Source organism: Microbacterium sp. Cr-K20, from assembly GCF_000708325.1.
In the GTDB taxonomy this organism is placed as follows: domain Bacteria; phylum Actinomycetota; class Actinomycetes; order Actinomycetales; family Microbacteriaceae; genus Microbacterium.
This window is the reverse complement of sequence record NZ_JARE01000052.1, coordinates 19,436-45,743: the sequence shown is the minus strand read 5'-3', so window position 1 is coordinate 45,743 and position 26,308 is coordinate 19,436. Positions and strand designations below refer to the sequence as shown.

The 26,308-nt window shown below is 68.4% G+C and carries 31 protein-coding genes; 20 read left to right on the top strand and 11 right to left on the bottom strand.

What is annotated here, in order from left to right; all coding sequences use genetic code 11:
* The first annotated feature begins 106 nt into the window (after positions 1-106).
* Positions 107-514, top strand: coding sequence for an ArsR/SmtB family transcription factor (locus GZ67_RS0112805; RefSeq protein ID WP_029263852.1), 408 nt, complete (start codon positions 107-109; stop codon positions 512-514).
* Positions 515-521: 7 nt separating this feature from the next.
* Here GZ67_RS0112805 and GZ67_RS0112800 read toward each other — a convergent pair whose 3' ends face one another.
* Together GZ67_RS0112800 and GZ67_RS0112795 are read right to left on the bottom strand one after the other, a co-directional pair.
* Positions 522-1,349: an ABC transporter permease gene (locus GZ67_RS0112800; RefSeq protein WP_029263853.1), complete on the bottom strand. Its 828-nt coding sequence runs from the start codon at positions 1,347-1,349 to the stop codon at positions 522-524.
* Entirely contained in the window at positions 1,346-2,239 is an 894-nt protein-coding gene (locus GZ67_RS0112795) for an ATP-binding cassette domain-containing protein (protein ID WP_029263854.1), read from the bottom strand. The genes GZ67_RS0112800 and GZ67_RS0112795 overlap by 4 nt, the downstream gene beginning before the upstream one ends.
* A 102-nt stretch (positions 2,240-2,341) precedes the next feature.
* Between GZ67_RS0112795 and GZ67_RS0112790 the strand changes: the two genes are divergently transcribed.
* The 9 genes from GZ67_RS0112790 (at position 2,342) to GZ67_RS0112750 (ending at position 7,366) form a co-directional block, all read left to right on the top strand.
* Complete coding sequence (locus GZ67_RS0112790) at positions 2,342-3,274, top strand: TetR/AcrR family transcriptional regulator (RefSeq protein WP_029263855.1); 933 nt, start codon at positions 2,342-2,344, stop codon at positions 3,272-3,274.
* A gap of 139 nt (positions 3,275-3,413) precedes the next feature.
* The gene (locus GZ67_RS0112785; protein WP_017204627.1) at positions 3,414-3,605 is read left to right on the top strand and encodes a helix-turn-helix domain-containing protein; all 192 of its coding nucleotides are present in this window, start codon (positions 3,414-3,416) and stop codon (positions 3,603-3,605) included.
* A 113-nt stretch (positions 3,606-3,718) separates the two neighbouring features.
* Entirely contained in the window at positions 3,719-3,817 is a 99-nt protein-coding gene (locus GZ67_RS20450) for a 30S ribosomal protein bS22 (RefSeq protein ID WP_003792170.1), read from the top strand.
* 78 nt (positions 3,818-3,895) lie between these two features.
* Positions 3,896-4,198 (top strand): rhodanese-like domain-containing protein, encoded by a 303-nt coding sequence (locus GZ67_RS0112775; protein ID WP_029263856.1) that lies wholly within the window; start codon positions 3,896-3,898, stop codon positions 4,196-4,198.
* Positions 4,195-4,491, top strand: a complete 297-nt coding sequence (locus GZ67_RS0112770; RefSeq protein ID WP_029263857.1) for a glutaredoxin family protein — start codon at positions 4,195-4,197, stop codon at positions 4,489-4,491. Before GZ67_RS0112775 ends, GZ67_RS0112770 begins: the two co-directional genes overlap by 4 nt.
* Positions 4,488-4,790 (top strand): Dabb family protein, encoded by a 303-nt coding sequence (locus GZ67_RS0112765; protein WP_029263858.1) that lies wholly within the window; start codon positions 4,488-4,490, stop codon positions 4,788-4,790. Before GZ67_RS0112770 ends, GZ67_RS0112765 begins: the two co-directional genes overlap by 4 nt.
* Positions 4,791-4,963: 173 nt before the next feature.
* Complete coding sequence (locus GZ67_RS0112760; protein ID WP_029263859.1) at positions 4,964-5,782, top strand: basic amino acid ABC transporter substrate-binding protein; 819 nt, start codon at positions 4,964-4,966, stop codon at positions 5,780-5,782.
* Positions 5,783-5,816: 34 nt separating this feature from the next.
* Positions 5,817-6,614 (top strand): amino acid ABC transporter permease, encoded by a 798-nt coding sequence (locus GZ67_RS0112755; RefSeq protein WP_029263860.1) that lies wholly within the window; start codon positions 5,817-5,819, stop codon positions 6,612-6,614.
* Entirely contained in the window at positions 6,611-7,366 is a 756-nt protein-coding gene (locus tag GZ67_RS0112750) for an amino acid ABC transporter ATP-binding protein (protein WP_029263861.1), read from the top strand. Before GZ67_RS0112755 ends, GZ67_RS0112750 begins: the two co-directional genes overlap by 4 nt.
* 100 nt (positions 7,367-7,466) lie before the next feature.
* Here GZ67_RS0112750 and GZ67_RS0112740 read toward each other — a convergent pair whose 3' ends face one another.
* The 6 genes from GZ67_RS0112740 to GZ67_RS0112715 all read right to left on the bottom strand — a co-directional run bounded on the left by GZ67_RS0112740 (position 7,467) and on the right by GZ67_RS0112715 (position 12,418).
* Positions 7,467-7,646, bottom strand: coding sequence for a YegP family protein (locus GZ67_RS0112740; RefSeq protein WP_029263862.1), 180 nt, complete (start codon positions 7,644-7,646; stop codon positions 7,467-7,469).
* 85 nt (positions 7,647-7,731) lie between these two features.
* A complete protein-coding gene (locus tag GZ67_RS0112735) occupies positions 7,732-8,823 on the bottom strand; it encodes an ABC transporter ATP-binding protein (RefSeq protein ID WP_029263863.1) in 1,092 nt (363 codons plus the stop codon).
* Positions 8,820-9,611: an ABC transporter permease gene (locus GZ67_RS0112730; RefSeq protein WP_029263864.1), complete on the bottom strand. Its 792-nt coding sequence runs from the start codon at positions 9,609-9,611 to the stop codon at positions 8,820-8,822. Before GZ67_RS0112730 ends, GZ67_RS0112735 begins: the two co-directional genes overlap by 4 nt.
* Entirely contained in the window at positions 9,608-10,546 is a 939-nt protein-coding gene (locus tag GZ67_RS0112725) for an ABC transporter permease (RefSeq protein WP_036304219.1), read from the bottom strand. The genes GZ67_RS0112730 and GZ67_RS0112725 overlap by 4 nt, the downstream gene beginning before the upstream one ends.
* The gene (locus tag GZ67_RS0112720) at positions 10,543-11,682 is read right to left on the bottom strand and encodes an ABC transporter substrate-binding protein (RefSeq protein ID WP_029263866.1); all 1,140 of its coding nucleotides are present in this window, start codon (positions 11,680-11,682) and stop codon (positions 10,543-10,545) included. The genes GZ67_RS0112725 and GZ67_RS0112720 overlap by 4 nt, the downstream gene beginning before the upstream one ends.
* Positions 11,683-11,902: 220 nt before the next feature.
* Complete coding sequence (locus GZ67_RS0112715; RefSeq protein ID WP_029263867.1) at positions 11,903-12,418, bottom strand: GNAT family N-acetyltransferase; 516 nt, start codon at positions 12,416-12,418, stop codon at positions 11,903-11,905.
* Positions 12,419-12,484: 66 nt separating this feature from the next.
* On the opposite strand from GZ67_RS0112715, the gene GZ67_RS0112710 reads away from it, so the two are divergent.
* Positions 12,485-13,312, top strand: a complete 828-nt coding sequence (locus tag GZ67_RS0112710) for a sulfite exporter TauE/SafE family protein (RefSeq protein ID WP_029263868.1) — start codon at positions 12,485-12,487, stop codon at positions 13,310-13,312.
* Positions 13,313-13,451: 139 nt separating this feature from the next.
* Here the strand turns inward: GZ67_RS0112710 and aspS are convergent, their stop codons facing one another.
* Entirely contained in the window at positions 13,452-15,233 is a 1,782-nt protein-coding gene (gene aspS, locus GZ67_RS0112705) for an aspartate--tRNA ligase (RefSeq protein WP_029263869.1), read from the bottom strand.
* A 116-nt stretch (positions 15,234-15,349) separates the two neighbouring features.
* Here aspS and GZ67_RS0112700 point away from each other — a divergent pair, with 116 nt between their 5' ends.
* Complete coding sequence (locus GZ67_RS0112700) at positions 15,350-15,748, top strand: DUF5684 domain-containing protein (RefSeq protein WP_029263870.1); 399 nt, start codon at positions 15,350-15,352, stop codon at positions 15,746-15,748.
* A gap of 1 nt (position 15,749) precedes the next feature.
* The gene (locus GZ67_RS0112695; protein ID WP_029263871.1) at positions 15,750-16,379 is read left to right on the top strand and encodes a histidine phosphatase family protein; all 630 of its coding nucleotides are present in this window, start codon (positions 15,750-15,752) and stop codon (positions 16,377-16,379) included.
* Positions 16,380-16,474: 95 nt separating this feature from the next.
* Here the strand turns inward: GZ67_RS0112695 and GZ67_RS0112690 are convergent, their stop codons facing one another.
* Positions 16,475-17,368, bottom strand: coding sequence for an NAD(P)/FAD-dependent oxidoreductase (locus GZ67_RS0112690; protein ID WP_029263872.1), 894 nt, complete (start codon positions 17,366-17,368; stop codon positions 16,475-16,477).
* 55 nt (positions 17,369-17,423) lie between these two features.
* On the opposite strand from GZ67_RS0112690, the gene GZ67_RS0112685 reads away from it, so the two are divergent.
* The 6 genes from GZ67_RS0112685 (at position 17,424) to GZ67_RS0112660 (ending at position 22,939) form a co-directional block, all read left to right on the top strand.
* Positions 17,424-17,828: a MerR family transcriptional regulator gene (locus GZ67_RS0112685; RefSeq protein ID WP_029263873.1), complete on the top strand. Its 405-nt coding sequence runs from the start codon at positions 17,424-17,426 to the stop codon at positions 17,826-17,828.
* Between the two features lie 63 nt (positions 17,829-17,891).
* Positions 17,892-18,542, top strand: a complete 651-nt coding sequence (locus GZ67_RS0112680) for a TlpA family protein disulfide reductase (RefSeq protein ID WP_029263874.1) — start codon at positions 17,892-17,894, stop codon at positions 18,540-18,542.
* Between the two features lie 16 nt (positions 18,543-18,558).
* On the top strand, positions 18,559-19,344 hold the full coding sequence (locus tag GZ67_RS0112675; RefSeq protein ID WP_029263875.1) for a cytochrome c biogenesis CcdA family protein: 786 nt from the start codon (positions 18,559-18,561) through the stop codon (positions 19,342-19,344).
* On the top strand, positions 19,325-21,172 hold the full coding sequence (resB, locus tag GZ67_RS0112670; RefSeq protein WP_029263876.1) for a cytochrome c biogenesis protein ResB: 1,848 nt from the start codon (positions 19,325-19,327) through the stop codon (positions 21,170-21,172). Before GZ67_RS0112675 ends, resB begins: the two co-directional genes overlap by 20 nt.
* Before the next feature lie 4 nt (positions 21,173-21,176).
* Positions 21,177-22,151 carry a c-type cytochrome biogenesis protein CcsB gene (gene ccsB, locus GZ67_RS0112665; protein ID WP_029263877.1) on the top strand — a complete coding sequence of 325 codons (975 nt, stop codon included), beginning with the start codon at positions 21,177-21,179 and terminating at the stop codon, positions 22,149-22,151.
* Positions 22,152-22,303: 152 nt separating this feature from the next.
* Positions 22,304-22,939 carry a response regulator gene (locus GZ67_RS0112660; RefSeq protein WP_029263878.1) on the top strand — a complete coding sequence of 212 codons (636 nt, stop codon included), beginning with the start codon at positions 22,304-22,306 and terminating at the stop codon, positions 22,937-22,939.
* A gap of 16 nt (positions 22,940-22,955) precedes the next feature.
* On the opposite strand, the gene GZ67_RS0112655 is transcribed toward GZ67_RS0112660, so the two are convergent.
* Positions 22,956-24,524, bottom strand: coding sequence for an SLC13 family permease (locus tag GZ67_RS0112655; protein WP_029263879.1), 1,569 nt, complete (start codon positions 24,522-24,524; stop codon positions 22,956-22,958).
* Positions 24,525-24,620: 96 nt separating this feature from the next.
* On the opposite strand from GZ67_RS0112655, the gene GZ67_RS0112650 reads away from it, so the two are divergent.
* Positions 24,621-26,282: an AbgT family transporter gene (locus GZ67_RS0112650; protein ID WP_051662523.1), complete on the top strand. Its 1,662-nt coding sequence runs from the start codon at positions 24,621-24,623 to the stop codon at positions 26,280-26,282.
* Positions 26,283-26,308: the final 26 nt, after the last annotated feature.

Genomic DNA, 26,308 nt, shown 5'->3' with positions numbered 1-26,308 from the left:
CGCTGCCCCCTCGTGATTCTCTCTTGCCCGCGCGCTGCGGACACGCGGCGCCTGTCGCCGAGCCTTCGTCATGGTACTCCGTGCCGGAGCCGACTACCCTGATCACATGACGGACATCTTCGACGTGATCGCAGACGGTACGAGGCGCGACATCCTCCAGCTCCTGCTGCGACGCACGGAAGAAGGAGAGACGGGCACCAGCGTCAGCCAGATCGTCGCCGACCTCGGCATCAGCCAGCCCACCGTGTCGAAGCACCTGAAGGTGCTGCGCGATGCCGAGCTGGTCTCGGTGCGCGAAGACGGACAGCGTCGTTTCTACAGTCTCGCCGTCGAGCCGCTCGAGGTCGTCGACGACTGGCTGGTCCCCTTCCTCGTCGATGCGTACGGCGACGAGGCCCCCGACATCGACTACCCCGTGAACGACAGCGCCGCGCACGCCGCGGAGGTCGTCGGTCGCGCCGCGGCCTCCGCGAAGCATGCCGTCGCCAACGCACTCAAGCGCCTCGGCGCCTGAGGCATCCTCAGCGACGTCCCGCCTTGCGGCGGAAGAGCCACGCGCCCCACGTCACCGCGATCAGCAGGATGACCAGGCACCAGCCGATCGCCCACCAGGCTTCGCCCTGCAGGGGCGTATCCATCAGGAGGGCGCGGATCGTCTCGACGATGGGCGTGATCGGCTGGTTGCCCGCGATCGGCTGCAGCCACTCCGGCATGCTCGCGACGGGCACGAACGCGCTGGAGAGATAGGGCAGGAACAGCAGGACGAAACCGTAGCCGTTCGCGCCCTCCGGGCTTCCTGCGGCGAGACCGATCGCCGCGAACAGGTAGGTGATCGCGAGGATGTAGAGGGTGATGAGGCCCGCCAGCGCGATCCATTCCCCGAGGTCCGCGGTGGGTCGGAACCCGACCAGCACGCCGACGCCGATCACGATCGCGGTGGCGACCAGGTTCCGCAGCACACTGGCGACGACGTGCCCGGTGAGCACGGCGCCTGCACGCAGGGGCATGGTGCGGATCCGATCGATGATGCCGGTGCGCATGTCGTTCGCGACATACACGGCGGTGGACGATGCTCCGAAGCCGGCGCAGGTCAGGATGATGCCCGGCACGACGTAGTCGACGTATGCGCCCGAAGGGTCGATGGCGCCGCCGAAGACCCACGTGAACATCAGCATGAGCATCACCGGCAGCATGATCGCCATCAGCAGCGATTCGCCGTCGCGCACGGAATGGCGCAGGCTCCGTCCGACGAAGACGGCCTCGGCGGCGAACCCGCGCAGCCTCGGACGCGGAGAGGGCGCGGAGGGGGTGGATGCCGTCGGTCGAGGCGTGGCCAGGGTGGCGTTCATGCGTTCTCCTTCACGGGTCGAGAAGTCGAGGTGGGCGAGGTGACGGCGAGGAAGACGTCGTCGAGGGTGGGGCGTCGCAGCGTGATGACACCGTCGGCGCCCTCCTCGTCGAGCAGGTCGAGCGCTCGTCGCAGGTCGGCGACCGTGCCGTCGGTGGGGATCCGTCGGCTGAGTGCGCCGTCACCGTCATGGAGCTCGACCGTGTCTCCGCCGATGCGCGCCTTCAGCTCCGCCGGTGTGCCGAGCGCGGCGATGCGGCCGTCGTGCAGCACGGCGATCCGGTCGGCGAGCTGATCGGCCTCCTCCAGGTACTGCGTCGTGAGGAACACCGTGGTGCCTGACGCCGCGAGCGTCCGGATGATGTCCCACAGGTCGCGGCGGCTCCGGGTGTCGAGGCCGGTCGTCGGTTCGTCGAGGAAGAGTACCTCGGGGGTCACGACGAAGCTCAGGGCGAGGTCCAGTCGACGGCGCATCCCCCCGGAGAACGTGCGCACGGTGCGGGCGGCGGCCTCGGTCAGATCGAACTGGGTGATCAGTTCGGTCGCACGACGCGCGGCGGCTGCGCGGCCGAGCCCGGCGAGCCGGGCGAACATGACCACGTTCTCCGTCGCCGTCAGGGCGTCGTCGACGGCGGCCGCTTGACCGGTGAGGCTGATGCGGCGTTGCACCTCGACCGCGTGGGTGTGCACATCCCACCCGGCGACGGCCACCGCACCGGCGTCGGCACGGGTGAGTGTGGTGAGGATGTTGATCGTGGTCGTCTTTCCCGCCCCGTTTGGTCCGAGCAGGGCGAAGACCTCTCCGCGTCCGACGGTGAAGTCCAGGCCGTCGACGACGGTCTTCTGGGCGAAGGCCTTGTGCAGGCCGCGCACCTCGATGGCTGTGTCCATCAGGTGATCCTTTCTGTGTATGAAGGAAACTGTGTATGAGCAACGCAACTGTGTATGACCGTAACACACTGTTTATGAAATAAACAGAAGTAGGATGAGCGCATGACTGAGACCGAGCCGCCGGAGCTGCCACGGGGGATCGCGCTCGCCTGGGGTGTCGCCGCGAACCCGCAGCGCGGACCCAAGCGGGAGATGAGCGTCGAGAAGATCGTCGACGCCGCCGTCGAGCTGGCCGATGCCGAGGGGATCGGCGCCGTGTCGATGGCGGCGGTGGCGGCGAAGCTCGGCTTCACGCCCATGTCCCTCTATCGCTACGTGACCGCCAAGGACGATCTGCTGCTGCTCATGCAGGAGGAGGCGACGGGGCTTCCGCCGGCGAGCCACCTCGAGGTCGACGGATGGCGCGCACGATTGCTGGCGCTGTACGAGGCGCAGATCATGCTCTACCTGCGCCACCCCTGGATGCTCTCGCTGCCGATCACCGGATCGCCGATCACTCCGAACAGCTCCGCCTGGCTCGATGCAGGCCTCGCCGCGCTCGAAGAGACCCCGCTGACCGCCGAGGAGCGGCTGGCCGTCGCGCTCGCCATGACGGGGCATGCTCGCTGGTGCGGGATCGTGCTGGCCGGCTACACGGAGCAGGCCCGCGGCAGCGGCCTCACTCCCGACGAGGTCTCTGCGCGCGAGGCCGAGCTCTTCGATCGGGTGATCACCGCGGAGGAATTCCCTGCTCTGCGTCGCGCGATCGAAGACGACGTGTTCCTCTCCGCGGCCGACCCCTTCCGCTTCGGGGTCGAGCGGACGCTCGACGGCGTTGCTGCGTACATCGCCGCCCTCGAGCATGGTGAGCCGCGATCCGTGGCGACCGACTGGGTCGACCTCGAGCCCGCAGAGCTCGCGGGGGACCGCCGCCTGAAGGAAGCACAGAGGGCGGTGCGCGAAGCGGAGAAGGCTCTGCGCGCGGCCCACAAGATCGAGCGGCAGGCGCTTCGCGAGGCGCGCGAACGACTGGCCAAGGCGAAGAAGCCGGCCTGACCCGCGTCCCGGGTTCAGTGCGTACCCTCGTCGCGGGTCAGCGACCGCGCATTCGTCCCGTTGATCACACGGGCCACATGGGTTTACATGCGTCCCAGCTACCCCATAGAGTGTGCACATCGAGAAAGGGGTACGTGGGATGCCCGAGGTTCCAGATGTCCGATTCCTCACGGTGGCCGAGGTCGCCGAGCTGATGCGCGTGTCCAAGATGACCGTGTACCGGCTGGTTCACGCCGGGGAGCTGCCGGCCGTTCGCTTCGGCCGCAGCTATCGCGTGCCCGAGTCCGCCGTGGCCGATGCGCTGCAGCGGCCCATCGCCGACGTCGGTTGAGGCGCGCGCGGCGGAGCCCGTCGGGTTTGCTAGACTGACCCGAGGCATTTTCCGTGCCCGTACCCGGGTGTCCGATTTCGGCGACACCCAGCCACTGACTTAGTGAGGTTTCCGTGGGTTCTGTCATCAAGAAGCGCCGCAAGCGCATGGCGAAGAAGAAGCACCGCAAGCTGCTTCGTAAGACTCGCCACCAGCGTCGCAACAAGAAGTAAGCGACCAGACACGAGCGCCTGTCTTCGGACGGGCGCTTTGTGTCTCTGCCCGCAGCTCCGTACCGCCGAGAGGATGTCATGAAGTCGATCACCGTCGCCGAACTCGCCGAGCGGTCGGGTGTTCCGCTCATCGACGTGCGGGAGGTGGACGAGTTCGCCGCAGGCCATGTGCCCGGCGCCGTCAACATCCCCATGTCCGAGATCGGCAACAGGCTCGATGAACTGCCGGCGGAGTCGTTCGACGTCATCTGCCAGGCCGGCGGTCGCTCCGCCCGCGTCGTCGAGGCGCTGGAGTCACGCGGCTTCGATGCCACCAACGTCGAGGGCGGCACGGGGGAGTGGATCTCCCAGGGGCGCGCTGTCGAGGTGCCGTCGGCGTGACCACGCTGACCCTGATCCGCAAGCCCGACTGCCATCTGTGCGAGGTGGCCTCCGACGTGATCGACGCTGTCGTCGCCGAGCTGCCCGACGCCGCCGCGGAGCAGATCGAGATCGTCGAGGCGTCCATCCAGGACGACCCCGCACTGTATGAGCTGTGGTGGGAGAAGATCCCCGTCGTCCTGATCGACGGCGATCTGCACGCGCACTGGCGCGTATCGCCCGAACGACTGCGTGAGGCGCTGGAGGCCGCGGTCCGCGGTGAGGCGCGAACCGAGACGAAGGAATCCCTGTGACCATCCGCCATGTCGTGATGTGGAAGCTCGCGGCCGAAGACGCCGCCGTGCGTGCCGAGCAGGCGGCCGAGGTCGCTCGTCGCCTCAACGCCCTGGAGGGTGTCGTGCCGCAGCTGCTGTCGATCTCCGCCGGTGCCAACGAGGCCTACCCGGAGACGAACTGGGACGTGACGCTCGTGGCCGACTTCGACTCGGTCGCCGACATCGACGCGTACCAGGTGCATCCCGCGCACGAGGAGGTCGCCGGTTACATCCGCTCGGTGGTCGCCTCACGCGCAGCGGTCGACTTCGAGGTCTGAGACCCCGTCGCACGCGCTGCGGGACTTGATTTCACGTCGCCACTGACGTGCACTTGCAACGCAAACGTGATACGTCGACCGACTGATGTCATTGGTCACGCGACGAGCCGCATGTTTAGATGTTCTCCTACCCGTCCGTGGGCACACCCCGCCCTCGTCCTACAGGAGCCGACATGCCTCGTCGTAACCTCATCGCCGGTCTCGCCCTCGTGGCGACCGCCACTCTCGCGCTCGCCGGCTGCGCGACCGGTTCGTCCGATGCGGGAAGCAGTGACGCTCCCGCCGCGGGCGAGGAGTACGGTCTGATCGAGGCCGGCACGCTCACGGTCTGCTCCGACGTTCCCTACCCGCCCTTCGAGGTCGAGGACCCGTCCAGCGACATCGAGTACTCCGGATTCGACATCGATCTCCTCGCGGCGATCGCCGAGAAGCTCGATCTCAAGGTCTCCGTGCAGGACGTGGGCTTCGACCCGCTGCAGTCGGGTGCGATCCTCGTCTCGGGTCAGTGCGACATCGGTGCGTCGGCCATGACGATCACCGAGGAGCGCAAGGCCAACATCGACTTCTCCGACCCGTACGTCGACTCGCTGCAGTCGCTGCTGGTCCGTGCCGATTCGGACATCAAGTCCATCGACGACCTCGACGGCAAGAACGTCGGCGTGCAGCAGGGCACCACCGGCGAGTCCTACGCGACCGAGAACGCCAAGGGCGCCCAGCTCGTGCAGTATCCGTCGGACGGTGAGCTGTGGCCGGCGATGCAGGCCGGGCAGATCGACGCGATCCTGCAGGACCAGCCCGTCAACTACGTGCACGAGCAGGACGACCCCGCGTACAAGATCGTCGAGACCTACCCGACCGACGAGTCGTACGGCTTCGCCTTCGCCAAGGGCGAGAAGGACGAGCTCCGTGAAGCCATCAACAAGGCGCTCAAGGAGCTCCAGGACGACGGCGGATACCAGGAGATCTACGACGAGTACCTCGCGGCCAAGTGACCGGCGGCGTCGGTAGAGCGGGAGGACCTCGACGATGGCGTTGAGGCGTACCACCAAGGGCAAGCTGTATCGGTATTCGGTCTATGCGGTGCTGATCGCGATCGCCGTCTGGGCGATCGTGACCACCGACTGGGCGAAGATCGGACCGCTGTTCTTCAACCCCGAGATCGCGGCGAAGATGTTCCCCGGGATCATCACGACCGCACTCGTGAACACCCTGTGGTTCACGGCCGTGGCGTTCGTCGGCGGCCTGTTGCTCGGCGTGCTGCTGGCCCTGATGAAGCTGTCGGTCATCGCGCCGTTCCGCTGGATCGCGACGTGCTGGATCGAGCTGTTCCGGGGACTCCCCGCGATCCTCACGATCTTCGCCATCGCCTTCATCCTGCCGATCGCCGTGGGCGTTCCCGGGACGAAGCTCGGCGGACCGGTCGTGCTCGGACTCATCGGTCTCATCCTCGTCGCCTCGGCGTACATGGCCGAGACGATCCGCGCCGGCATCCAGGCGGTCCCCAAGGGACAGACGGAGGCCGCGCGCTCGCTGGGTATGTCGCCCATGAAGACGACGTTCTGGATCGTCGTGCCGCAGGGTTTCCGGATCATCATCCCGCCGCTCACCAACGAGTTCGTGCTGCTGCTGAAGGACACGTCCCTGCTGTTCATCGCCGGGTCCTTCATCTGGTCGAAAGAGCTCACGAACTTCGCGCGTGACGCGAGCACCCAGAACGCGAACGGAACGCCGTTGATCATGGCGGCGATCCTGTACCTGATCGTGACGATCCCGCTCACGCGCTTCAGCGCGTGGCTGGAACGTCGGATGGCGAGGCAGCGATGATCACCGAACTGATCGATGTGCATGCCCCGGCGATCGACGTGCAGGGGCTGGTGAAGTCGTTCGGCGACAACGAGGTGCTCAAGGGCATTGACCTCACCGTCACCAGGGGCGAGGTCGTCTGCGTGATCGGGCCATCGGGCTCCGGCAAGTCGACGCTGCTGCGGTCGGTGAACCTGCTCGAGGAGCCGACCGCCGGCAAGGTGCTGATCGAGGGGATCGACATCACCGATCCCGACGTCGACATCGACGGTGTGCGCACGCGCATCGGCATGGTGTTCCAGAGCTTCAACCTCTTCCCGCATCTGGATGTGCTCGGCAACCTGACGGTCGCCCAGCAGCGGGTGAAGAAGCGCTCGAAGAAGGAAGCCGAGCTGATCGCGCGCGCCATGCTGGAGCGCGTGGGACTGTCCGAGAAGTCGGATGCCTACCCCGGACACCTGTCCGGCGGGCAGCAGCAGCGCGTCGCGATCGCTCGTGCGCTGTGCATGAACCCGGACATGATGCTGTTCGACGAGCCGACCTCGGCACTGGACCCCGAGCTGGTCGGCGAGGTGCTGCAGGTCATGCGCTCACTGGCCGACGAGGGGATGACGATGCTCGTCGTCACGCACGAGATGGGCTTCGCGCGGGAGGTCGGCTCGCGCCTGATCTTCATGGACGGCGGACACATCGTCGAAGAAGGAGACCCGCGCGAGGTGCTCGCGAACCCGCAGCATCCGCGCACGAAGGACTTCCTGGCGCGCGTGCTCTGAGGTTGCGGCGGCACGGTCTGCCGAGACCCCGCCTTCACGACGAGACCCCCTGGTGCAGACGTCTGCACCAGGGGGTCTCGTCGTGAAGTGGGCTCTTGAGCTAGTCGACCTCGACGACCTCGGCGTCGGCGGCGTTGCGGCGGACGGCGTCGATGCCGTTCAGCGCGCCGGACTTCGACGAGTAGCCCTCACCCGTCGCGATGACCTCGCCGTTGCCGGCCTTCAGACGGAACCGGTACTCACCGGACTTGTCGGTGTACAGCTCGAACGTGCCTGCCATGAGGCGTCCTTTCTCTTTCGGATGGAGGGAACCCGCCCTCGCGGCTCACGCTAGCGGTCCCGGTATATCGGAGGGAAGGGCGGCTTCACCCGCGCGGGTGAACCGCGACCGGCTCCGGGGCGACGGCGATGCGCACCCGGTCGCCGAACGAGGGATGGATGCCGGGGGCGTGCTGCACCCGGACGAGCTCGCCCGACTCGGTGCGGACGAGGGTGCGGCGCATGCTGCCGAGGAAGGTGCTCTCCTCGACCAGGGCGTCGGTGGCGGCATCCGCCTCCGACGCGAAGTGGACGTTCTCCGGTCGGAGGTACACATCGACCGGGCCGTCTGCCGGCGACTGCAGCGGCAGGCGCTGCCCCCACACCAGCACGTGGTCGCCCTCGGCGACGCCGGAGACGACGCTGGAGAGCCCAACGAAGGCCGCGACCCCCGCCGTCGAAGGGGTCGTGTACAACTGCTCCGGAGAGCCGATCTGCTCGATCCGCCCCGCGTTCATCACAGCGATCCGGTCGGAGACGGCCAGCGCCTCCTCCTGGTCGTGCGTGACGAAGACTGTCGTGATGCCGAGGCGCAGCTGGATGCGGCGGATCTCATCGCGCAGCTGCACGCGCACCTTGGCGTCCAGTGCCGACAGCGGCTCATCGAGCAGAAGCACCTTGGGCTCGGTGACGAGAGCCCGCGCGAGCGCGACCCGCTGCTGCTGCCCGCCGGAGAGCTGGTGCGGGAACCGGTCGGCGAAGTCCGCCAGGCCGACCAGCGCGAGGGCATCGAGCGCGCGCTTCTGCGCCTCCTGCCTGCCGACGCCGCGCCGCCGCAGACCGAATGCCGTGTTGTCGACCACCCGCAGATGGGGGAACAGCGAGTACGACTGGAAGACCATGCCGATGTCGCGCCTGTTCGTCGGCACGCGCGACACGTCGCCGCCCCCGAGCAGCACCGCACCCTCGTCGGCGCCCTCGAGCCCGGCGAGCACGCGGAGCAGCGTGGTCTTGCCGCATCCCGAGGGGCCGAGCAGCGAGACGAACTCGCCGGGTGCGATGTCGAGGTCCACCCCGTGCAGCACGCGCGTGCCGGCGTAGCTCTTCACGATGCCTTGCAGCTCGACGCGGGTCCCCTCACCGGCTCGTGCCAGGAGCAGGTTGTCCTTGGTGCGCGGCAGCGCCTGGTCGAGGGTCATGAGCGGGCCTTTCCGGTGCCGCGGGCGACGCGGCCGATGAGGAGGAGCAGTAGGAAGACGAACGCCAGCGCCAGCAGGGTGAAGATCGCCGGCGCGTAGGGATCCTGCTTCTGCACGACGACCATGGCGGTCTGGAACACCGGGCGGTTCAGGAGCGAGGCGATCGTGAACTCGCCCAGCACGACGGCGATCGAGATCAGCGATGCCGCGAGGAGCCCTTGCCGGAGATTCGGGGCGAGCACCTTCAGGATCACGGTCGGCCAGCTCGCGCCGAGTGAGCGTGCGGCTTCGGAGAGGGTGCGCAGGTCGGCGGCATCGATCGAGGCCTGGATCGATCGGGAGGCGTAGGGGAGAACGGTGATGCCGTAGGCGAACGCGAGGGTCCAGGTGCCCGTGCCCAGCGTCCGCCCGATCTGCAGATAGAGCGGCGCGAGCCCGACGACGAGTACGATCGCGGGGATCGAGATCGGCAGCAGCGCCGCGAACTCGAATGCGGGCTTGAGCTTCGGGAAGCGCAGGTTGACCAGGATCATGGTCGGCGCCAGCAGGAGCAGCACGATCACGACCGTGACGACCGCGAGGATGAGCGAGTTGCCCAGGCCCGTCCAGATCGGCTTGATGGCGGCGGAGGCGGCCGGATCGAAGAGGGCGGCCCAGTGTTCGAGAGTCGGTCCCTCCTTCCCGCGGAGCGTGAACAGGAAGGTCGAGGCGAGGGGGATGGCGAAGAACGCGCCGACGATGATGCCGATGACCCAGCGGGTCGTGCGAGAGGGACCGAGGCGACTCATGACTGCCACCGGGCGGCGCGGCGCTGGATGAGCGAGTACAGGGACATCACGACCGCCACCACGACGATCATGCCGAGTGCGAGGGCTCCGGCGAGGTTCTCCCGCCCGAGCAGCGTCTCGCTCGTGAGTGCGGTGCGGATCTGCAGCGGCACGATCTGCGAACCCTGGCTCGCGAGAGCGGCGGCCGTCGCATAAGAGGAGAACGCGTTGGCGAACAGTAGCAACAGGCTGGCGAGGAACGAGGGGGCGAGCACGGGGAGGCCGATGCGCAGCCAGAAGCTGGAGCGGCTACCGCCGAGCGTGAGGTTGGCCTCGGCCCACTGCGGCTTGAGCGCGGCGAGGGCGGGCATGAAGGTGATGACCATGAGCGGGATCTGGAAGTAGATGTAGGGCAGGATCAGCCCGGGCAGCTCGTACAACCAGGCGCCGTTCGCGAAGATGTCGATGCCGAACGCGTCCTGGAGGAACAGGGTGACCACGCCCTGGATGCCGATCGTGGCGATGAAGGCGAATGCCAACATGACCCCGCCGAACTGGGCGAGCACTCCGGCCGCGGCATCCACCGACTGGCGCATCGCCCCGTCGGGGTTCATGCCGAGGAGGGCGTAGCAGACGAGCGCGCCGACGACCGCGCCGACGACGGCCGTGAGCAGGGAGAGCCAGGCGGAGTTCGCGAAGGTGTTCAGCACGACCGGGTCGCCGAGCGCCGCGACGTTCGTCCAGGTGAAGGCGCCGTCGCCGTCGAAGAAGCCGGAGCCGATCGCGAGGATGGTCGGCACGGCGAGGAACAGCAGGACGTAGGCCGCGAACGGGACGAGCCCGAGCCACGCGGGGGACGGGCCGGACCGCCGGGCCCTCGCATGCTGCGAAGGCCCGGCGGCCGTGGCGGGGGCGGATGCCGCAGCATCCACCCCCGGTGCGGAGATGGTCGTCACTGGACGGCCGCGGCCCACTTCTCACCGAGCAGCGTGCCGGCGTTCGTCGACTGCTCCTCGGTCGGCACCACGGTCTCCTCGGGAGCCTCGGGGAGCGCAGCCGCGAGGTCGGCGTCGATCGTGCCCGCCTCGGTCATGGCCTCCATGCGCACCGGACGCGCGCCACCCTTCAGCCAGAGGTTCTGCACCTCGTCGCTGTAGAGGAACTCCTGCCACAGGCGGGCCGCCGCCGGGTTCGGGGCGTCGACGTTGATGGCCTGGTTGTAGTAGCCGGCGTATCCGGTGCCGTCGAGCACGACGACCTTCCAGTCCTCGTTGTCGGCCGTGTGCGAGGCGTTCAGGTAGTCCCAGTCGAAGACGACCGGGGTCTCGCCGCTCGCGATGGTCGCCGTGGTGACATCCACCTTGAGCAGGTTGCCGGCCTTCTGCATGTCCGAGAAGAAGTCGATGCCGGGCTGGAAGTCGTCGAGCGTGCCGTCGGACTGCACGGTGGCGAGGCCCACGGCGGCGAACGCGGCGCCGGCCTGGGTCGGGTCGCCGTTGATCGCGACGGCGCCCTTGTAGTCGGCCGACAGCAGGTCGGCGAGCTCGGACGGCGCGTCGAACTTTGACGAGTCGTACCCGATCGACATGTATCCGCCGTAGTCGCCGACGAAGAGTCCGGTCGGCTCCTTGAGCTCGTCGGGGATCTCGTCCCACGTCTGCACCTTGTAGGGAGCGAACGTGTCGGTGTTCTGCAGTGCGACGGTCAGTCCGAGGTCGAACACGTCGGGCGCGGTGTCGAGGCCCTTGTTGGTCTCGGCGGCCTGGATCTCCTCGGCACTGGAGACGTCGGGCGAGGCCTCGTTGATCGTGATCTCCGGGTACTTCTCGGTGAACAGGTCGAGGATCTCGCCGTAGTTCGCCCAGTCGCGGGGAAGGGCGATGACGTTGAGCGACCCCTCTTCCTTGGCAGCGGCCTCGAGATCGGCGAACGTGCCGAAGTCCTCCACGGACGTGGCCGCGGCGGCATCGACCGTCTCGCTGCTCGACGCCGGCGCGTCGGTGGCGGACGCGCAGGAGGTCAGCGCGAGTGCGGCCGTGGTGGCCAGGGCGATGCCGGCGCCGATGCGCGCGCGGCGGGTGAAGCGAGCCATGAGTGTCCTCTCGGTGTCCGGCGGGGGTGCGCCGGTTTCGGGTTGCGAGAGGACACTATGAGGCCCAGGTTGCCGACCGTCCCGGGTCGGGTGAACGGCGAGTGTCGTTGCGGTGGCGGGACGGAAGCGGGGTGCGGTTCGCTCGGCCTTCCGCGCTTCGCTCGGCCCGAATCCGAGAATCAGGCCGAGGATGCTGCGATCGGCCGCGCGAACGGGACGGTCAGACCTGCGGGACGTTGTACTTGAAGCCGCGGTGTGAGCCCACGTAGCCGAGGCGCTCGTAGAAGCGGTGTGCGTCGGTGCGGGCGGCATCCGAGGTGAGCTGCACCATCGACGCGCCGACAGCGGGGGCCGCCGCCTCACCCACCCAGCGCATCACCGCGGAACCGATGCCCGACGACCGCAGCCCGCTGTGCACCCGTACCGCCTCGACCAGCAGTCGCCGCGCGCCGCGGCGTGACATCCCGGGGATCGAGGTGAGCTGCAGCGTGCCGATGACCGCGCCGTCGAGCTCGACGACGAGCAGGTCGTTTGAGGGCTCGGCCAGGATCTCGGTGAGGGCCTGAGCGTAGACAGGGCGATCCTCGTCGGAGGCCACATCGCCTCGCGCCGCGCTGATCGGGTCGTCCGCGAGCAACGCGATCACGGCATCCGCATCGTCGACCACCGCACGGCGGAGCACCGCCGTCCCGATGCGCGATTCGAACGAATGGGGCAGCGGGAGGGCGTCGAGCATGCGACCAGTCTGCCAGCGGGCGGAGCGGATGCCGGCGTGCGGCCGACTCTCTGGAATCATGGCCGAGTGGATATCGGCGCCGTGCTCGGACTGGAGCAGCTCACCTGGGGGATGCTCCTCCTCGTCGTCATCGCCGCGTTCTGCGCCGGGTGGATCGATGCGGTCGTCGGCGGGGGAGGCCTGCTGCAGTTGCCGGCGCTGCTGCTGATCCCCGGCATCTCGCCCGTGCAGGCGCTGGCGACCAACAAGCTCGCCTCCGTCTTCGGCACCGCGACCAGCAGCGTCACCTACTACCGCCGCGCCAAACCCGACATCCGCACGGCGTTGCCGATGGCGGCGATCGCGTTCCTCGGCTCGTTCGGTGGCGCGGCCGTCGCGACGGTACTGCCGCCCGCCGCGTTCAAGCCCATCATCGTCATCGCTCTGCTGGTCGTCGCCCTGTTCACCGCGTTCCGACCGCAGATGGGCGCGGCGACGAAGCTGCGGTACCACGGGCACAAACACCACATCATGGCGGGTGCCGCCGGGCTCGGCATCGGCTTCTACGACGGGATGATCGGCCCGGGCACGGGCACTTTTCTCGTCATCACGCTCGTCGCCCTGCTCGGTTACGACTTCCTGCAGGCGAGCGCGAAGGCGAAGATCGTGAACCTCGCGACGAACGCGGGCGCGCTGATGCTGTTCATCCCGCACGGGGCGGTGCTGTGGCTGCTGGGCGGCATCCTCGCGGTGGCGAACGTCGCGGGCAGTTACCTGGGGTCGCGGATGGCGATCTCGCGGGGGACGACCTTCATCCGTGTCGTCTTCCTCGTGGTCGTGGTCGGCCTGATCGCGAAGCTCGGGGTCGACGTGTGGAACGAGAACATCGTCCCCGTGCTCGCGCTCCTCGGCTGAACGGCGTTTCGTCTCGTCGCTGCGCTCCTCGCTCAACGACCGAGGTTGGCGTTGGCTGGGCGTTGCGCTCCTCGTTCAACGACCGAGGCCCCTGGGAGGAACCCGGTCGTTGAGCGAGCGGAGCGAGACGAAACGGTCGTCAGGCCTCGTCGTCTTCGGGCTCGAAGTCGACGCCGGCCTCGGCGCGCTGCGCGTCGGTGATGGGCGCGGGAGCGGACGTCAGCGGGTCGAAGCCGTTGCCGGACTTCGGGAACGCGATGACCTCGCGGATCGACTCGGTCTTGGACAGGTGCTGCAGCACGCGGTCCATGCCGAGCGCGATCCCGCCGTGCGGCGGGGCCCCGAACTTGAACGCGTCGAGCAGGAAGCCGAACTGCTCGTCGGCCTGCTCGTCGCTGATGCCCATGACCTCGAATACGCGCTTCTGCACGTCTTCGCGGTGGATGCGGATCGAACCGCCGCCGAGTTCCGAGCCGTTGCACACGATGTCGTACGCGTAGGCGAGGGCCGAGCCGGGGTCGGTGTCGAACGTGTCCTGGAACTCGGGCTTCGGACCGGTGAAAGCGTGGTGCACGGCAGTCCAGGCGCCTGCACCCACGGCCACGTCGCCCGAGGCCACGGCGTCGGCGGCCGGCTCGAACATCGGAGCGTCGACGACCCAGGTGAAGGCGAACTCATCCGGGTTCAGGTAGCCGAGGCGGCGACCGATCTCGACGCGCGCGGCGCCGAGCAGTGCGCGGCTCTCCTTGGTCGAACCGGCGGCGAAGAACACGCAGTCGCCCGGCTCGGCCCCCACGAAGGCGGCGAGTCCGGCCTGCTCCGCCTCGGACAGGTTCTTCGCGGCCGGGCCGCCGAGCGAGCCGTCCTCGTTGAACAGGACGTACGCGAGACCACGCGCACCGCGCTGCTTCGCCCAGTCCTGCCAGGCGTCGAGCTGCTTGCGCGGCTGGCTCGCACCACCGGGCATGCGCACGGCACCGACGTACTCCGCCTGGAACACGCGGAACGGGGTGTCCTGGAAGTACTCGGTCGCCTCGACGAGCTCGAGGCCGAAGCGCAGGTCGGGCTTGTCGGAGCCGTACTTGGCCATGGCGTCGGCGTACGTGATGCGCGGGAGCGGGGTCGCGACCTCGACGCCGATCGTCTTCCACATCGCGACGATGAGCGACTCCATCAGCGTGATGACGTCTTCCTGGTCGACGAAGCTCATCTCGATGTCGAGCTGCGTGAACTCGGGCTGGCGGTCGGCGCGGAAGTCCTCGTCGCGGTAGCAGCGCGCGATCTGGAAGTACTTCTCCACGCCGCCGACCATCAGCAGCTGCTTGAACAGCTGCGGCGACTGCGGCAGGGCGTACCAGCTGCCCGGGCTCAGACGTGCCGGCACCAGGAAGTCGCGGGCGCCCTCCGGGGTCGAGCGCGTGAGGGTCGGCGTCTCGACCTCGGTGAAGTCCTCGGCGTGCAGCACGTCGCGGATCGCCTTGTAGACGTCCGAGCGCAGGCGCAGGTTCGCTGCCTGGGCAGGACGACGCAGGTCGAGGTAGCGGTACTTGAGGCGGGCTTCCTCGCCGACGGTCTCGGTGTCGGCGACAGCCGTGGAGACCTGGAAGGGGAGCGGCGCGGACTCGTTGAGCACCTCGACGTCGGTCGCGATGAGCTCGATCTCGCCGGTCGGCAGGTTCGGGTTCGCGTTGCCCTCGGGGCGCCGCGACACCTCGCCGGTCACCTTCAGGACGAACTCGTTGCGCAGCGGGTGGGCGATCTCCTCGTCGCGGATGACGACCTGGGCGATGCCCGAGGCATCCCGCAGATCGATGAAAGCGACTCCTCCGTGGTCACGACGGCGGTCGACCCAACCCGAGAGGGTGACGGTCTGACCGATGTGCTCGGCTCGCAGAGAGCCTGCCGAGTGGGTGCGAAGCACGGAGTATTCCTTCTGATCTGGGAAATGGGGAACCCGGCCATTCTACGGGGGTGCGCGACTCCTCCCGGCGGGGTGGGCCGACGATCAGTAGGGTGGCTGTGAACGGAAGGTGCCCCATGAATCTCACCCTCGTCCCCGCGGCCGACGTCCCGGTCGTCCCCGACTTCGTCAGCCAGATCTTCTCCGGAACCTCCGGCGTGGTGGCGCTGATCTTCTACATCCTCCTCGCCGTCGCGTGGTGGAAGGTGTTCACCAAGGCCGGATACCCTGGCATCCTCGCCCTCATCCCGATCGTCAACGCGATCTTCCTGCTGCGGATCGCCGGGATGTCGGGCTGGTGGGTGCTGCTCTATCTGGTGCCGATCGCCAACGTGGTGCTCGCGATCGTCGTCGCCGTCAAGGTCGGCGCGCGCTTCGGCAAGGGCGGGGTATTCTCGTTCTTCCTGCTCTTCGTGTTCTCGTTCATCGGATACTTCATCCTCGGCTTCGGCGACTCCCGCTACCGCAAGGCGTGACATGACGGCGTCTCGTCTGCACCTCGTCCGACACGGTGAGGTGCACAACCCTGCGCGCGTGCTCTACGGCCGTCTCCCCGACTACCACCTGAGCAAGGCGGGCCGGGGGATGGCGGCGGCTGCGGCCGATCACGTGGCGTCACTCGATCGTCCCGTCGTCGCGCTGTACGCCTCGCCTCTCGAGCGGGCGCAGGAGTCGGCGGAGCCCTTCGCCGAGCGGTTCGACCTCGTGCCCGAGACGGACATCCGCCTGATCGAGCCGGCCAATGTGTTCGAGGGCACGCAGATGCGTCGCTCCCTGATGAACCCGATGAATTGGTGGCATCTGCGCCAGCCTTCGCTGCCGAGCTGGGGCGAGCCGTACACCTCGATCGCGGAGCGGATGCTCAGCGTGATGGACGAGGCCTGGGATGCCGCGCCGGAGGGGGACCTCGTGATGGTCTCGCACCAGGCGCCGATCTGGATCACGCACCTCCGGGTCGCGGGTCTGCCGTTGCGGCACGACCCGCGCACCCGTCGCTGCGCGCTGTCGAGCGTCACCTCGTTCGAGCGGGTCGGTGATGTGTGGCGCGAGGTCGCTTACGCGGAGCCCGCCGCGACGGGCTCCGCTGTCGACGTCGGCGCGGTCTGACTTTCGTTCGCGTGGGCATTTCGTCTCGCTGCGCTCGCTCAACGACCGAATCGGTCGTTGAGCGAGGAGCGCAGCGACGAGACGAAACGTCCCGCTCAGGCGAGCGACTGGATGGTGCCGACTGCGGCGAGCTGACCGGCGGCGGCCGCGAGCAGCACCGAGGCCATCGGGCCGGGGAGGCTGGCGCGGTGGGCGAGGTCACCGGCGGCGAAGATGCCCGGGATAGAGGTGCGGCCGAACTCGTCGATCTCGATCGAGCCGGACTCGAGCATCGCCAGCCCGAGGTCCGCGGCGAACGGTGCCCGCTGGCGCATCGCTCCCGCGGCCACGAAGATGCCGGCCGCCACGCGCTCGCCGTCGTCCGTGCGGATCCGCACGCCCTCGGTGTCCTCCTCTACCGAGACGACCGGGGTGCTGCTCACCCGCACACCCTTCGCCTCCAGCGTCCGCACGTCTTCGTCGGCGAACGCCTCGTCGACGGGGAACACGGTGATGTCGCCGACGATCCTGCCCAGCAGGCCGATCAGGTGCTCCGCCCGTGGCGCTGCGCCGACGATGCCGATCGGCTTGTCCGCGTGCTCGTGTCCATCGCAGAACGGGCACATGAATGCGCGCGTGCCCCACAGATCCTGCAGTCCGGGGACGTCGGGCAGATCGTCCGCGACTCCCGTGGCCAGGATCACGCGACGTCCGTCGACCGTCGAGCCGTCGGCCAGGGCGACCTGGAAGCCCCCCTCGCTTCCGGAGATGCCGGTCGCACCGGTGTCGCGGACCTCCACGTCAGCGTAGGCGGCGAGCTCGGCGCGGGCGGTGGCGCGGAGCTCCGCCGGGGGTGCGCCGTCTTCACCGATCATGTTGTGCATGTGCAGGACGGTGCCGTTGCGGTACTCGCCCGAATCGAGGAGCAGCGTCGAGCGGTGCATGCGTCCGAGGGTCAGAGCGGCCTGCAGTCCTGCCGGTCCTGCGCCGATCACGATGGCGTCGTACATGGTGGTCCTTCCGGTGGATGTTGCGTTCTCCGCCAGTCTGTGACTTCATGTCAACATGAAGTCAAGCGCTGAGCATCCGTGGTCCGTCGGCGATGTCGCTGCCCGTTTCGAGCTGCCCACGAACGTGCTGCGGCACTGGGAGTCGGTGGGTCTGCTGCGGCCGCCGCGTGACTCTGCCGGTCGCCGCCGCTACGGCGAGGACGAGGTCGTCCGCATCGCCGTGATCCAGCGCAGCAAGGCCGCCGGGATGACGCTCGACCAGATCGCCGTGCTGCTCGACGACGGAAGTGCGGGGCGGCATCAGGTGCTGCAGCAGCATCTGGACGACCTCGATCGGCGCATGGAGGAGATGCGCCGGTCGCGTGAGATGACCGAACATGCCATGGGCTGCCGGGCTCATGACATCGCGACCTGTCCGCGGTTCCGGGCCGGCGTCGACGACGTCCTGGCGCGGTTCTGACCGGGGTCTCAGGCCCTTCCGCATCCACCTCGTGCATAGGATCCTCTGCGTAAACTCGGAGTCGTGCCACGCGATTCGACGGTCCGTCAGATCCGCAGCGGCCGCTCCTCCCGCACCCGGCGTTCACGCCGTGCGGTCGGTGCCGCGCTCGCTGCGGTGCTCGCCATCGGTCTGAGCGCCTGCGCTCCCGATCCGGTCAGCCAATCCTTCCTGAGCGGCGAGAACACCGGCTACGTCGCGGCCGACGGCGCGATCGTCGAGATCCCCGTCGCCGAGCGCGGCGAGCCCGTGGAGTTCGGGGGAGTCACCGAGACCGGCGAGAAGTTCGACAGCGCCGACATCGCCGGCGACGTCACCGTCGTCAACTTCTGGTACGCCGGGTGCGCGCCGTGCCGGCTCGAAGCCGCCGACCTCGAAGCCGTGTGGCAGGACTTCTCAGGCGAAGACGTCTCGTTCGTCGGTATCAACACCCGCGACCAGGCCGACACCGCCGTCGGTTTCGCCGAGGAGCACGACATCACGTACCCGAGCCTGATCGACGTCGACACCGCCGAGGCCAAGCTCGCGTTCGCGAAGGTCACGCCGATCGCCGCCACCCCGACCACGCTCGTACTCGACAAGCAGGGGCGTGTCGCTGCGCGCATCATCGGACCGATCGACGGCCCCTCGATCCTCTCGACGCTCGTCAAGGACGCGCTCGCGGAGGACCCGTGAACACCCCGGTAGCGCTGTGAACCCCGAAGCGATCATCGGGTCCGGGGCCCTCTGGATCGCGATCCCGGTCGCGATGCTGGCGGGACTCGTCTCGTTCCTGTCTCCGTGCGTGCTGCCGCTCGTTCCCGGCTACCTCGGCTTCCTCGGCGGTGCCGTGGCGCCCCGCCAGGTCGCTTCCGGCGGCGGCGACGGACGCGCCACGACACAGACGGCTGAGACCGCGACACGCGGCCGGCTCGTCCTCGGCGTGCTGCTGTTCATCTTCGGCTTCAGTCTGGTCTTCGTCTCCATCACCGCCCTCGGGGGCGTGGCGAGCGTCTTCCTGCTGCAGTGGGGCGAGATCATCACGCGCATCCTCGGTGTCGTGATCATCGCCATGGGCCTGGTCTTCCTCGGCCTGTTCGGCTTCGCGCAGCGCGAGCTGCGCTTCCACGTGGACTCGAAGGCCGGCATCATCGGCGCTCCGCTGCTGGGCATCGCGCTCGGCATCGGCTGGGCGCCGTGCCTGGGCCCGACGCTCACGGCGATCTTCGCGCTGTCGTTCAACGCCGGCGACCCGGTGCGCGCGGGGTTCCTCGGGCTCGCCTACTCGCTCGGGCTCGGCATCCCGTTCCTGCTCGTCGCGCTCGGCTTCGGCTGGGCGACGAAGGCGATCGGCTTCCTCCGCCGCCACATCCGCGTGGTCAACGTCATCGGAGGGGTGCTGCTGATCCTGCTCGGCATCCTGATGGTCACCGGCCTGTGGACCGACATCATGTCTCGACTGACGGCGGTGATGGGCAGTGTCGTCCTCCCGCTCTGACCGTTCCGAGAAGAACCGCCCCGAGAAGAAAACGACCAAGAACAAGGGTGCCGTGAACAGCGACTCCAGCGATCCGCTCCGCCCGTCCGACCACGTCGACGGCGACGACTCGATCACCCAGCCGCGCCTCGGCTTCGTCGGCTGGCTGCGCTGGGGCTGGCGGCAGCTGACGTCGATGCGCACGGCGCTGGTGCTGCTGCTCGTGCTCGCGATCGCGGCGATCCCCGGCTCGATCTTCCCCCAGCGCATGGCCGACCCGAACGGCGTCACGCAGTGGGAACGCGACAACCCCGATCTCTTCCCGGTGCTCGACGGACTCAAGATGTTCGACGTGTACCTGTCGCCGTGGTTCTCGGCGATCTACCTGCTGCTGTTCGCCTCGCTCGTCGGCTGTGTGATCCCCCGCATCAAGCACCACGCCAAGGCACTGCGCGCTCGTCCTCCGCGCACCCCCGCACGACTGCAGCGGCTCGAGGACTACCGTGCCGTCACGCGCGATCCCGCCGCCGACTCGGGAACGAAGACGGGCGACGCCGAGGCAGAAGCCGCCGCGTCGATCGACGTCGCCACCACGCAGCTCAAGGCTCTCGGCTACCGCGTGGAGCGCTACGACCGCGGCCGCGCGTTCTCGGTCTCCGCCGAGCGCGGCTACTGGCGCGAGACCGGCAACCTGCTCTTCCACCTCGCGCTCGTCGGGGTGCTGGTCACCGTCGGTGTCGGCGGCGGCTTCTCGTACACGGGCCAGCGGGTGCTGGTCGAGGGCGAGACCTTCGCGAACACCCTGCTCGACTACGACTCGATGAACCGCGGCCGCTTCGTCGCCGACGACGCCTTCTCGCCGTACTCGATGCGCCTCGACTCGTTCGACGTGACCTATCAGCCCTTCGGCGAGCCGGGCTCGGGACAGGCGGGCGACTTCTCGGCCAACGTCACGGTGCAGGAGAACGGCGAGGAGCGCACGGGAGCCGTCAAGGTCAACGAGCCGCTCGGCGTCGCCGACGACGACGTGTTCCTGCTCGGCAACGGCTACGCGCCGACCGTGACCGTGCGCGACCCGGACGGCAACGTGGTCTTCACCAACAGCACGCCGTTCCTCCCGCAGGACACGAACATGACCTCTCTCGGTGTGCTGAAGATCCCGGACGGCCTGGCCGAGCAGGTCGGCCTGGTCGGGTTCTTCTACCCGACGACGGGTGTGCTCGAGAGCGGGGCCTTCTTCTCCGCCTACGGCGACCTCACCAACCCGACTCTCACGCTCGATGTGTACACCGGCGACCTCGGCATCAACGAGGGCGTGCCGCGCTCAGTGTACGTGCTCGACACCACCGGCATGACCAAGCTCACCGGTCGCAGCACCGACGTCGAATCGATCGAGCTCGTCCCCGGGCAGACCGCGCAGCTGCCGAACGGCCTCGGCTCGGTCACCTTCGAGGACGAGTCCCCGGCCGGGGCGACGGATTCCTCCGAATCGGTGAAGAGATTCGCGTCGCTGCAGATCCACCGTGACGAGTCGGGTGTGTGGGTGCTCGGCTTCGCGCTGCTGGCGCTCGGCGGGCTCATGATCGCCCTGTTCGTGCCGCGTCGGCGCGTGTGGGTCAAGGCCACCGCGCACGACGGGGAGATCGCGCTGGAGTACGCCGCGCTCGCTCGCGGTGAGGACCCGACCCTCGCGGCCGCCGTGGACGATCTCGTCGCCGGTCACGCCCGGCTCCTCGACGCGGCGGGCGGCACCGTCGTGCGCGCCGAGACGGATGCCGCCGACGACGACATCGCCGAGGATCCCGCAGCGCCGGACGCCCCGGCTCCCGACACCCGGAAAGTAGACTGACACCATGCTCGAGCTCAACGTGATCTCGCCGGTCCTGCTGTGGACGGCGATCGCGATCTACGCGGCGGCCTTCGTGGCCTACGCCTTCGATCTCGCACGGCGCTCGCAGGCCACGGCCGACGCGCAGACCGTTCGCGAGCCGGCGCTCGTCGGCGCCGGTGGGGGCACCGCCGTCACCGCCACGGGCGCACCTGGTGCAGAGGTGCCGCCGCAGCGCTTCGTGATGGCACGGATCGGCACCTCGCTGACGGTGCTCGGCTTCGTCTTCCACCTCGCGGCAGCGGTCACCCGCGGTATCGCCGCCGGCCGCGTGCCCTGGGCGAACCTCTACGAGTTCGCGATGATGGGCACGCTGCTCATCGTGGCCGTCTTCCTCGTGGTCCTCACGCGCCTCGACCTGCGCTTCCTCGGCACCTTCATCACCGGTCTCGTCGTGGTGCTGCTCGGCCTCGGAGCGACGAACTTCTATGTCGACGTCTCGCCGCTCATGGACCCGCTCAAGAGTGTGTGGCTCGTCATCCACGTGTTCGTCGCCTCGCTCGCCACGGCGTTCTTCGCCCTCGCTTTCGCGCTCTCGGTGATCCAGCTCATGCAGTCGCGTCGGGAGCGTCTCGTCGCCGAGGGCGCTGCGAAGACGGGTCCCGGGTTCCTCCGCACCTTCCCGACGTCGGTGCGTCTGGAGAGCCTGGCGTACATGTTCACGATCATCGGGTTCATCCTCTGGACCTTCACGCTGATCGCCGGATCCATCTGGGCGTACTACGCCTGGAGCCGGTTCTGGGGCTTCGACGTCAAGGAGACCTGGACCTTCGTGATCTGGGTCATCTACGCGGGGTACATCCACGCGCGTGCGACGCGCGGCTGGCGCGGCAACCCTTCGGCGTGGCTCGCGATCGTCGGCTTCTCGGCCGTGATCTTCAACTTCACGATCGTGAACGTCTTCTTCAAGGGCCTGCACGCCTACTCCGGCCTGAGCTGAGTCTCGCCGACTGGCACACCTGAGACCCGTCCGCGGCACGATCCGCGCGGACGGGTCTCGTGCGTCCGACGCGCGCGGACACATGCCGCCGAAACCGCGAATACGCGGTTGTATGCTCATCGCAGGGGAGCGCGCCGGAGGCAGGAGCCCACATGCCCGTACTCGTCGGAATCGTCGAAGATCACCCTGCGATGCTGTTCGGCATCGCCACGATCCTCAATCGCAGCGGGGGCATCCGGGTCGCGGCCAGCGGTGCGACGGCTGCCGAGGTCGCGAGCCGCGCTCGGCGGCTCGACGTGATCCTGCTCGATCTCTCGCTGTCCGACGGTTCCACTCCGTCTGAGAATCTGCGCACCCTCGAACCCCTCGGCGCGAGCGTCGTCGCCTACACCGCAGGCGATCAGCCGCATCATCTCCGCGAAGCGGCGCGAGCGGGTGCCGTGGGCATGATCAACAAGTCCGACTCCCTCGAGGTGATCACCTCCTCGGTGCGACGGGCGGCGCAGGGCCACATCCTCGCCACGACCGAGTGGGCGGCCGCCCTCGACGCGGATCACCAGTTCGTCGCTGCGCATCTCAGCCGCCGGGAATCCGAGGTGCTGTCGCTCTACGCTTCGGGAGAGACGGCCGAGAGGGTGGCGCAGGCACTGTTCTTGTCCCGTGAGACCGTGCTCGATCACATCCGTCGCATCCGAGCGAAGTACGCGGCGGTCGATCGCGCCGCACCGACCAAGGTCGACCTGTTCCGGCGGGCCGTGGAAGACGGGCTGGTCCTGCAGAACCGGTGAGGGAGGCCGGACTCGCTCAGCCCGTGAACGGCCAGATCAGCGGTACGTAGAACACCGCGACGACGAAGAACAGGACCGTCAGCGGCCAGCCGAAGCGCGCATAGTCGCCGAAGCGGTAGCCGCCGGGCTCCATCACCATGAGGTTCGCCGGCGTCGCGACAGGGGTGAGGAACGCCGCCGCCCCGGCGATCGTGAGAGCCATCAGGAACGGCAGCACCGACGCATCCATCGCGGCCGCCAGAGCGACGGCCACCGGAGCCACGATGAGCACGGTCGCGGTGTTGCTGATGAGCTGCCCGAGCACCAGCGTGATCAGCACGATCACCGCCACGGCCGCGTGCGGACCCGCATCGCCGAGGACCGAGCGCAGCCCGTCGGCGATCAGCTGCGCGGCCCCGGTCTCCTGGAAAGCCGTGGAGAGCGGGATCATTCCCGCCACGAGGATGACCGTCGTCCAGGAGATCGCGCGGTAGGCCTGGGTCATCGAGACGACACGGGTGAGGATCAGCGCTCCCGCGGCGAGCAGCCCCGCGATCGCGGCCGGCACGATCCCCGTCGCGAGCAGCACGATCATCGCGAGCAGGATCACCGCCGTCCGCTTCGCGCCCGCACCGAGCGGCACGGAGCGGCGGAGGGTGAGTGGCGCGTCGACCACCAGGACCTCGTCGCGCTGGGAGGTGTGCCGTTGGAGGTCGTCCCAGGAGCCGTCGAGGAGCAGGGCATCGCCGGCCTGCAGGTCGGTGCCGGACTCGTCCAGCGCCTCCTGCCCGCGCCGCACACCGAGCACGACGAGGTCGCCCGACGGTGTGCACATCCCCGGGAACACGTGCAGGCCGATCAGGCTGGAGCGCGGCGGCACGACGACCTCGGCGACTCCGCGCGAGGCGGACACCAGTGCCCGGTCGGGCGAGAGCGCATAGTCGGCGCGCAGCAGGGACGCGAGGCGCTCGAGGTCGATCGGTGCGGATGCCGGAGTGCGCTCCGGCAGCAGCCGGTTGCCCAGGAGCAGGATGATCGCGAGCGTGCCGACGAGCAGCGGGAGCCCTGCGAGCGCGAACTCGAAGAAGCCGAACGGTCGGGCGCCGTTGTCGGTGGCGACCTCGGACACGATGATGTTCACCGGCGTGCCGGTAAGGGTCAGCATCGACCCCGCGTGGGCCGAGAAGGCGAGCGGCATGAGCATCTGCGAGGGGCGGATCCCTGCGCGGGCGGCGACCACGACGACGAGCGGCAGGAGCGATGCGACCGAGCCGTTCACGCTGATCACCGCCGTCATCGCGGCGGTCAGCAGCCCGATCGTGAGCAGCAGCCGCCGACGGCCGGTGCCGGAGTGGGCGACCACCTCCTGCCCCGCCCACGCGATGATGCCGGTCGATTCCAGCGCCTCGCTGACGACGAACAGGGAGGCGATGAAGAGCACCGTCGGGTCGCCGAATCCGGCGAGAGCCGAACCCAGGTCGAGCACGCCGGTCAGATAGAGAGCGACCGAGACACCGACGGCCACGACACCGAGGGGGATGCGGTTGGAGACGAAGGCGATCACCGCGCACAGCAGGATGACGAGGGTCGCGACGATCGGGTCCACGGCCCCACGATAGGGCGCGCCCCGGATCACGGCGACCCCCCTAGTTCTAGGGGGTGTGCTTGCAGGAGCTTCTCGCTCGACACGATCATGGGGGCTATGGCTGCGGAGAAGTCGGTGAGTGCCTCGGATGCCGAGAGCAAGGGGTTCCTGAACTGGATCGAGAAGGTCGGCAACAAGGTGCCGGATCCGACGATCATGTTCGTCTACCTGATCGGTCTGATCGCGGTGCTCTCCGCCATCCTGTCCTGGGTGGGGGTGTCGGTCACGGACGACGTCGTGATCCCGGTCCCGAAGGACGAGTTCTCCCAGGTCAACGAGCAGTTCGGTGGCAACTGGGAGATCTACGACACCACGACCGGCATGCCCGCGGAAGTTCCCGACTACACGATCGAGGAGCAGACCTTCGAGGTGCGCAACCTGCTGTCCATCGACGGCATCCGCTTCTTCTTCTCGTCCTTCGTCGACAACTTCGCCGGCTTCGGCGTCGTCGCGGTGGTGCTCATCGCGATGGCCGGTGTCGGCGTGGCCGAGCACGCAGGACTCATGGGGGCGATGATCCGCCGCGTGGTCAAGGTCGCACCGCGTCGCTGGCTCGCGTTCATCCTGATCTTCGTCGGTGTGCTCTCCTCGGTGGCGACGGATGCCGGCTACTTGATCCTGGTTCCCTTGGCTGCCGCCGCGTTCTTCACCGTGGGGCGGCATCCGCTCGCGGGTCTCGCTGGTGCGTTCGCCGGCGTCGGGGCGGCGTTCGGCGCGAACCTCCTCATCACACCGAGCGACAGCATGCTCACCGAGATCACGAACGAAGTGCTCACGAGCGCCGGGATGCAGCCGATCGAGGTGACGCAGAACTTCTACTTCGGGATCGTGTCGACGTTCCTGCTCACGACGGTGGCGCTGCTCGTGACCGTCCTCATCACCGAGAAAAGGCTCGGAAAGTACGACCGCAAAGAGATGACGATCGCGGACGAGGCCGAGAACGTCGACCACGACGCCGAGGCCCGTGGGCTGAAGTTCTCGTTCTGGGCGCTGCTGTGCTTCGTCGCCGTGATCCTCGCGCTCACCCTGCCGCCCGGCGCGCCGCTGCGCGACCCGGAGACGGGCGACATCATCGGCACCACGCCGTTCATGGCCAGCCTGGTCTTCATCATCTCGCTCGCGTTCCTCGTGTGCGGCCTCGCGTACGGGGCGGGGGCGAAGACACTGCGCGGTGGCTCGGCCGCGGTCGGTGCGATCGCGAAGACGTTCGGGAGCCTGGGCGGCCTGCTCGTGATGTTCCTGATGATCGCCCAGTTCATCGCCCTGTTCAACTGGAGCAATCTCCCCACCGTCGCCGCCATCTCGGCCGCCGAACTGCTGGAGCAAGCGAGCGTGCCCGCGATCGTGCTGCTGCTCGCGTTCATCGTCGTGATCGTGATCCTCGACTTCATCCTTCCCGGCCTGGTTCCGAAGTGGGTGATCTTCGCCCCGGTCTTCATCCCGATCTTCGCGACGCTCGATGTGGCGCCGCAGACGCTGCTCGCCGCCTACCGCGTCGGTGACTCGCCGGTGAACGTGCTGACCCCGCTCATGGTCTACCTGCCGTTCATGGTCACGGTCGCACAGCGCTACAAGAAGGAGGCCGGCATCGGCACGATCATCGCGCTGATGATCCCGTACGCGGTGTGGATGCTGCTGTCGTGGACGGCGCTGTACGTGGTCTGGTTCCTCCTCGGCATCCCCTGGGGCCCCGGCTCACCGGTCGACATGGTCGGCTGACCCGTCTCCCGTCCCGGCAGGGTGCA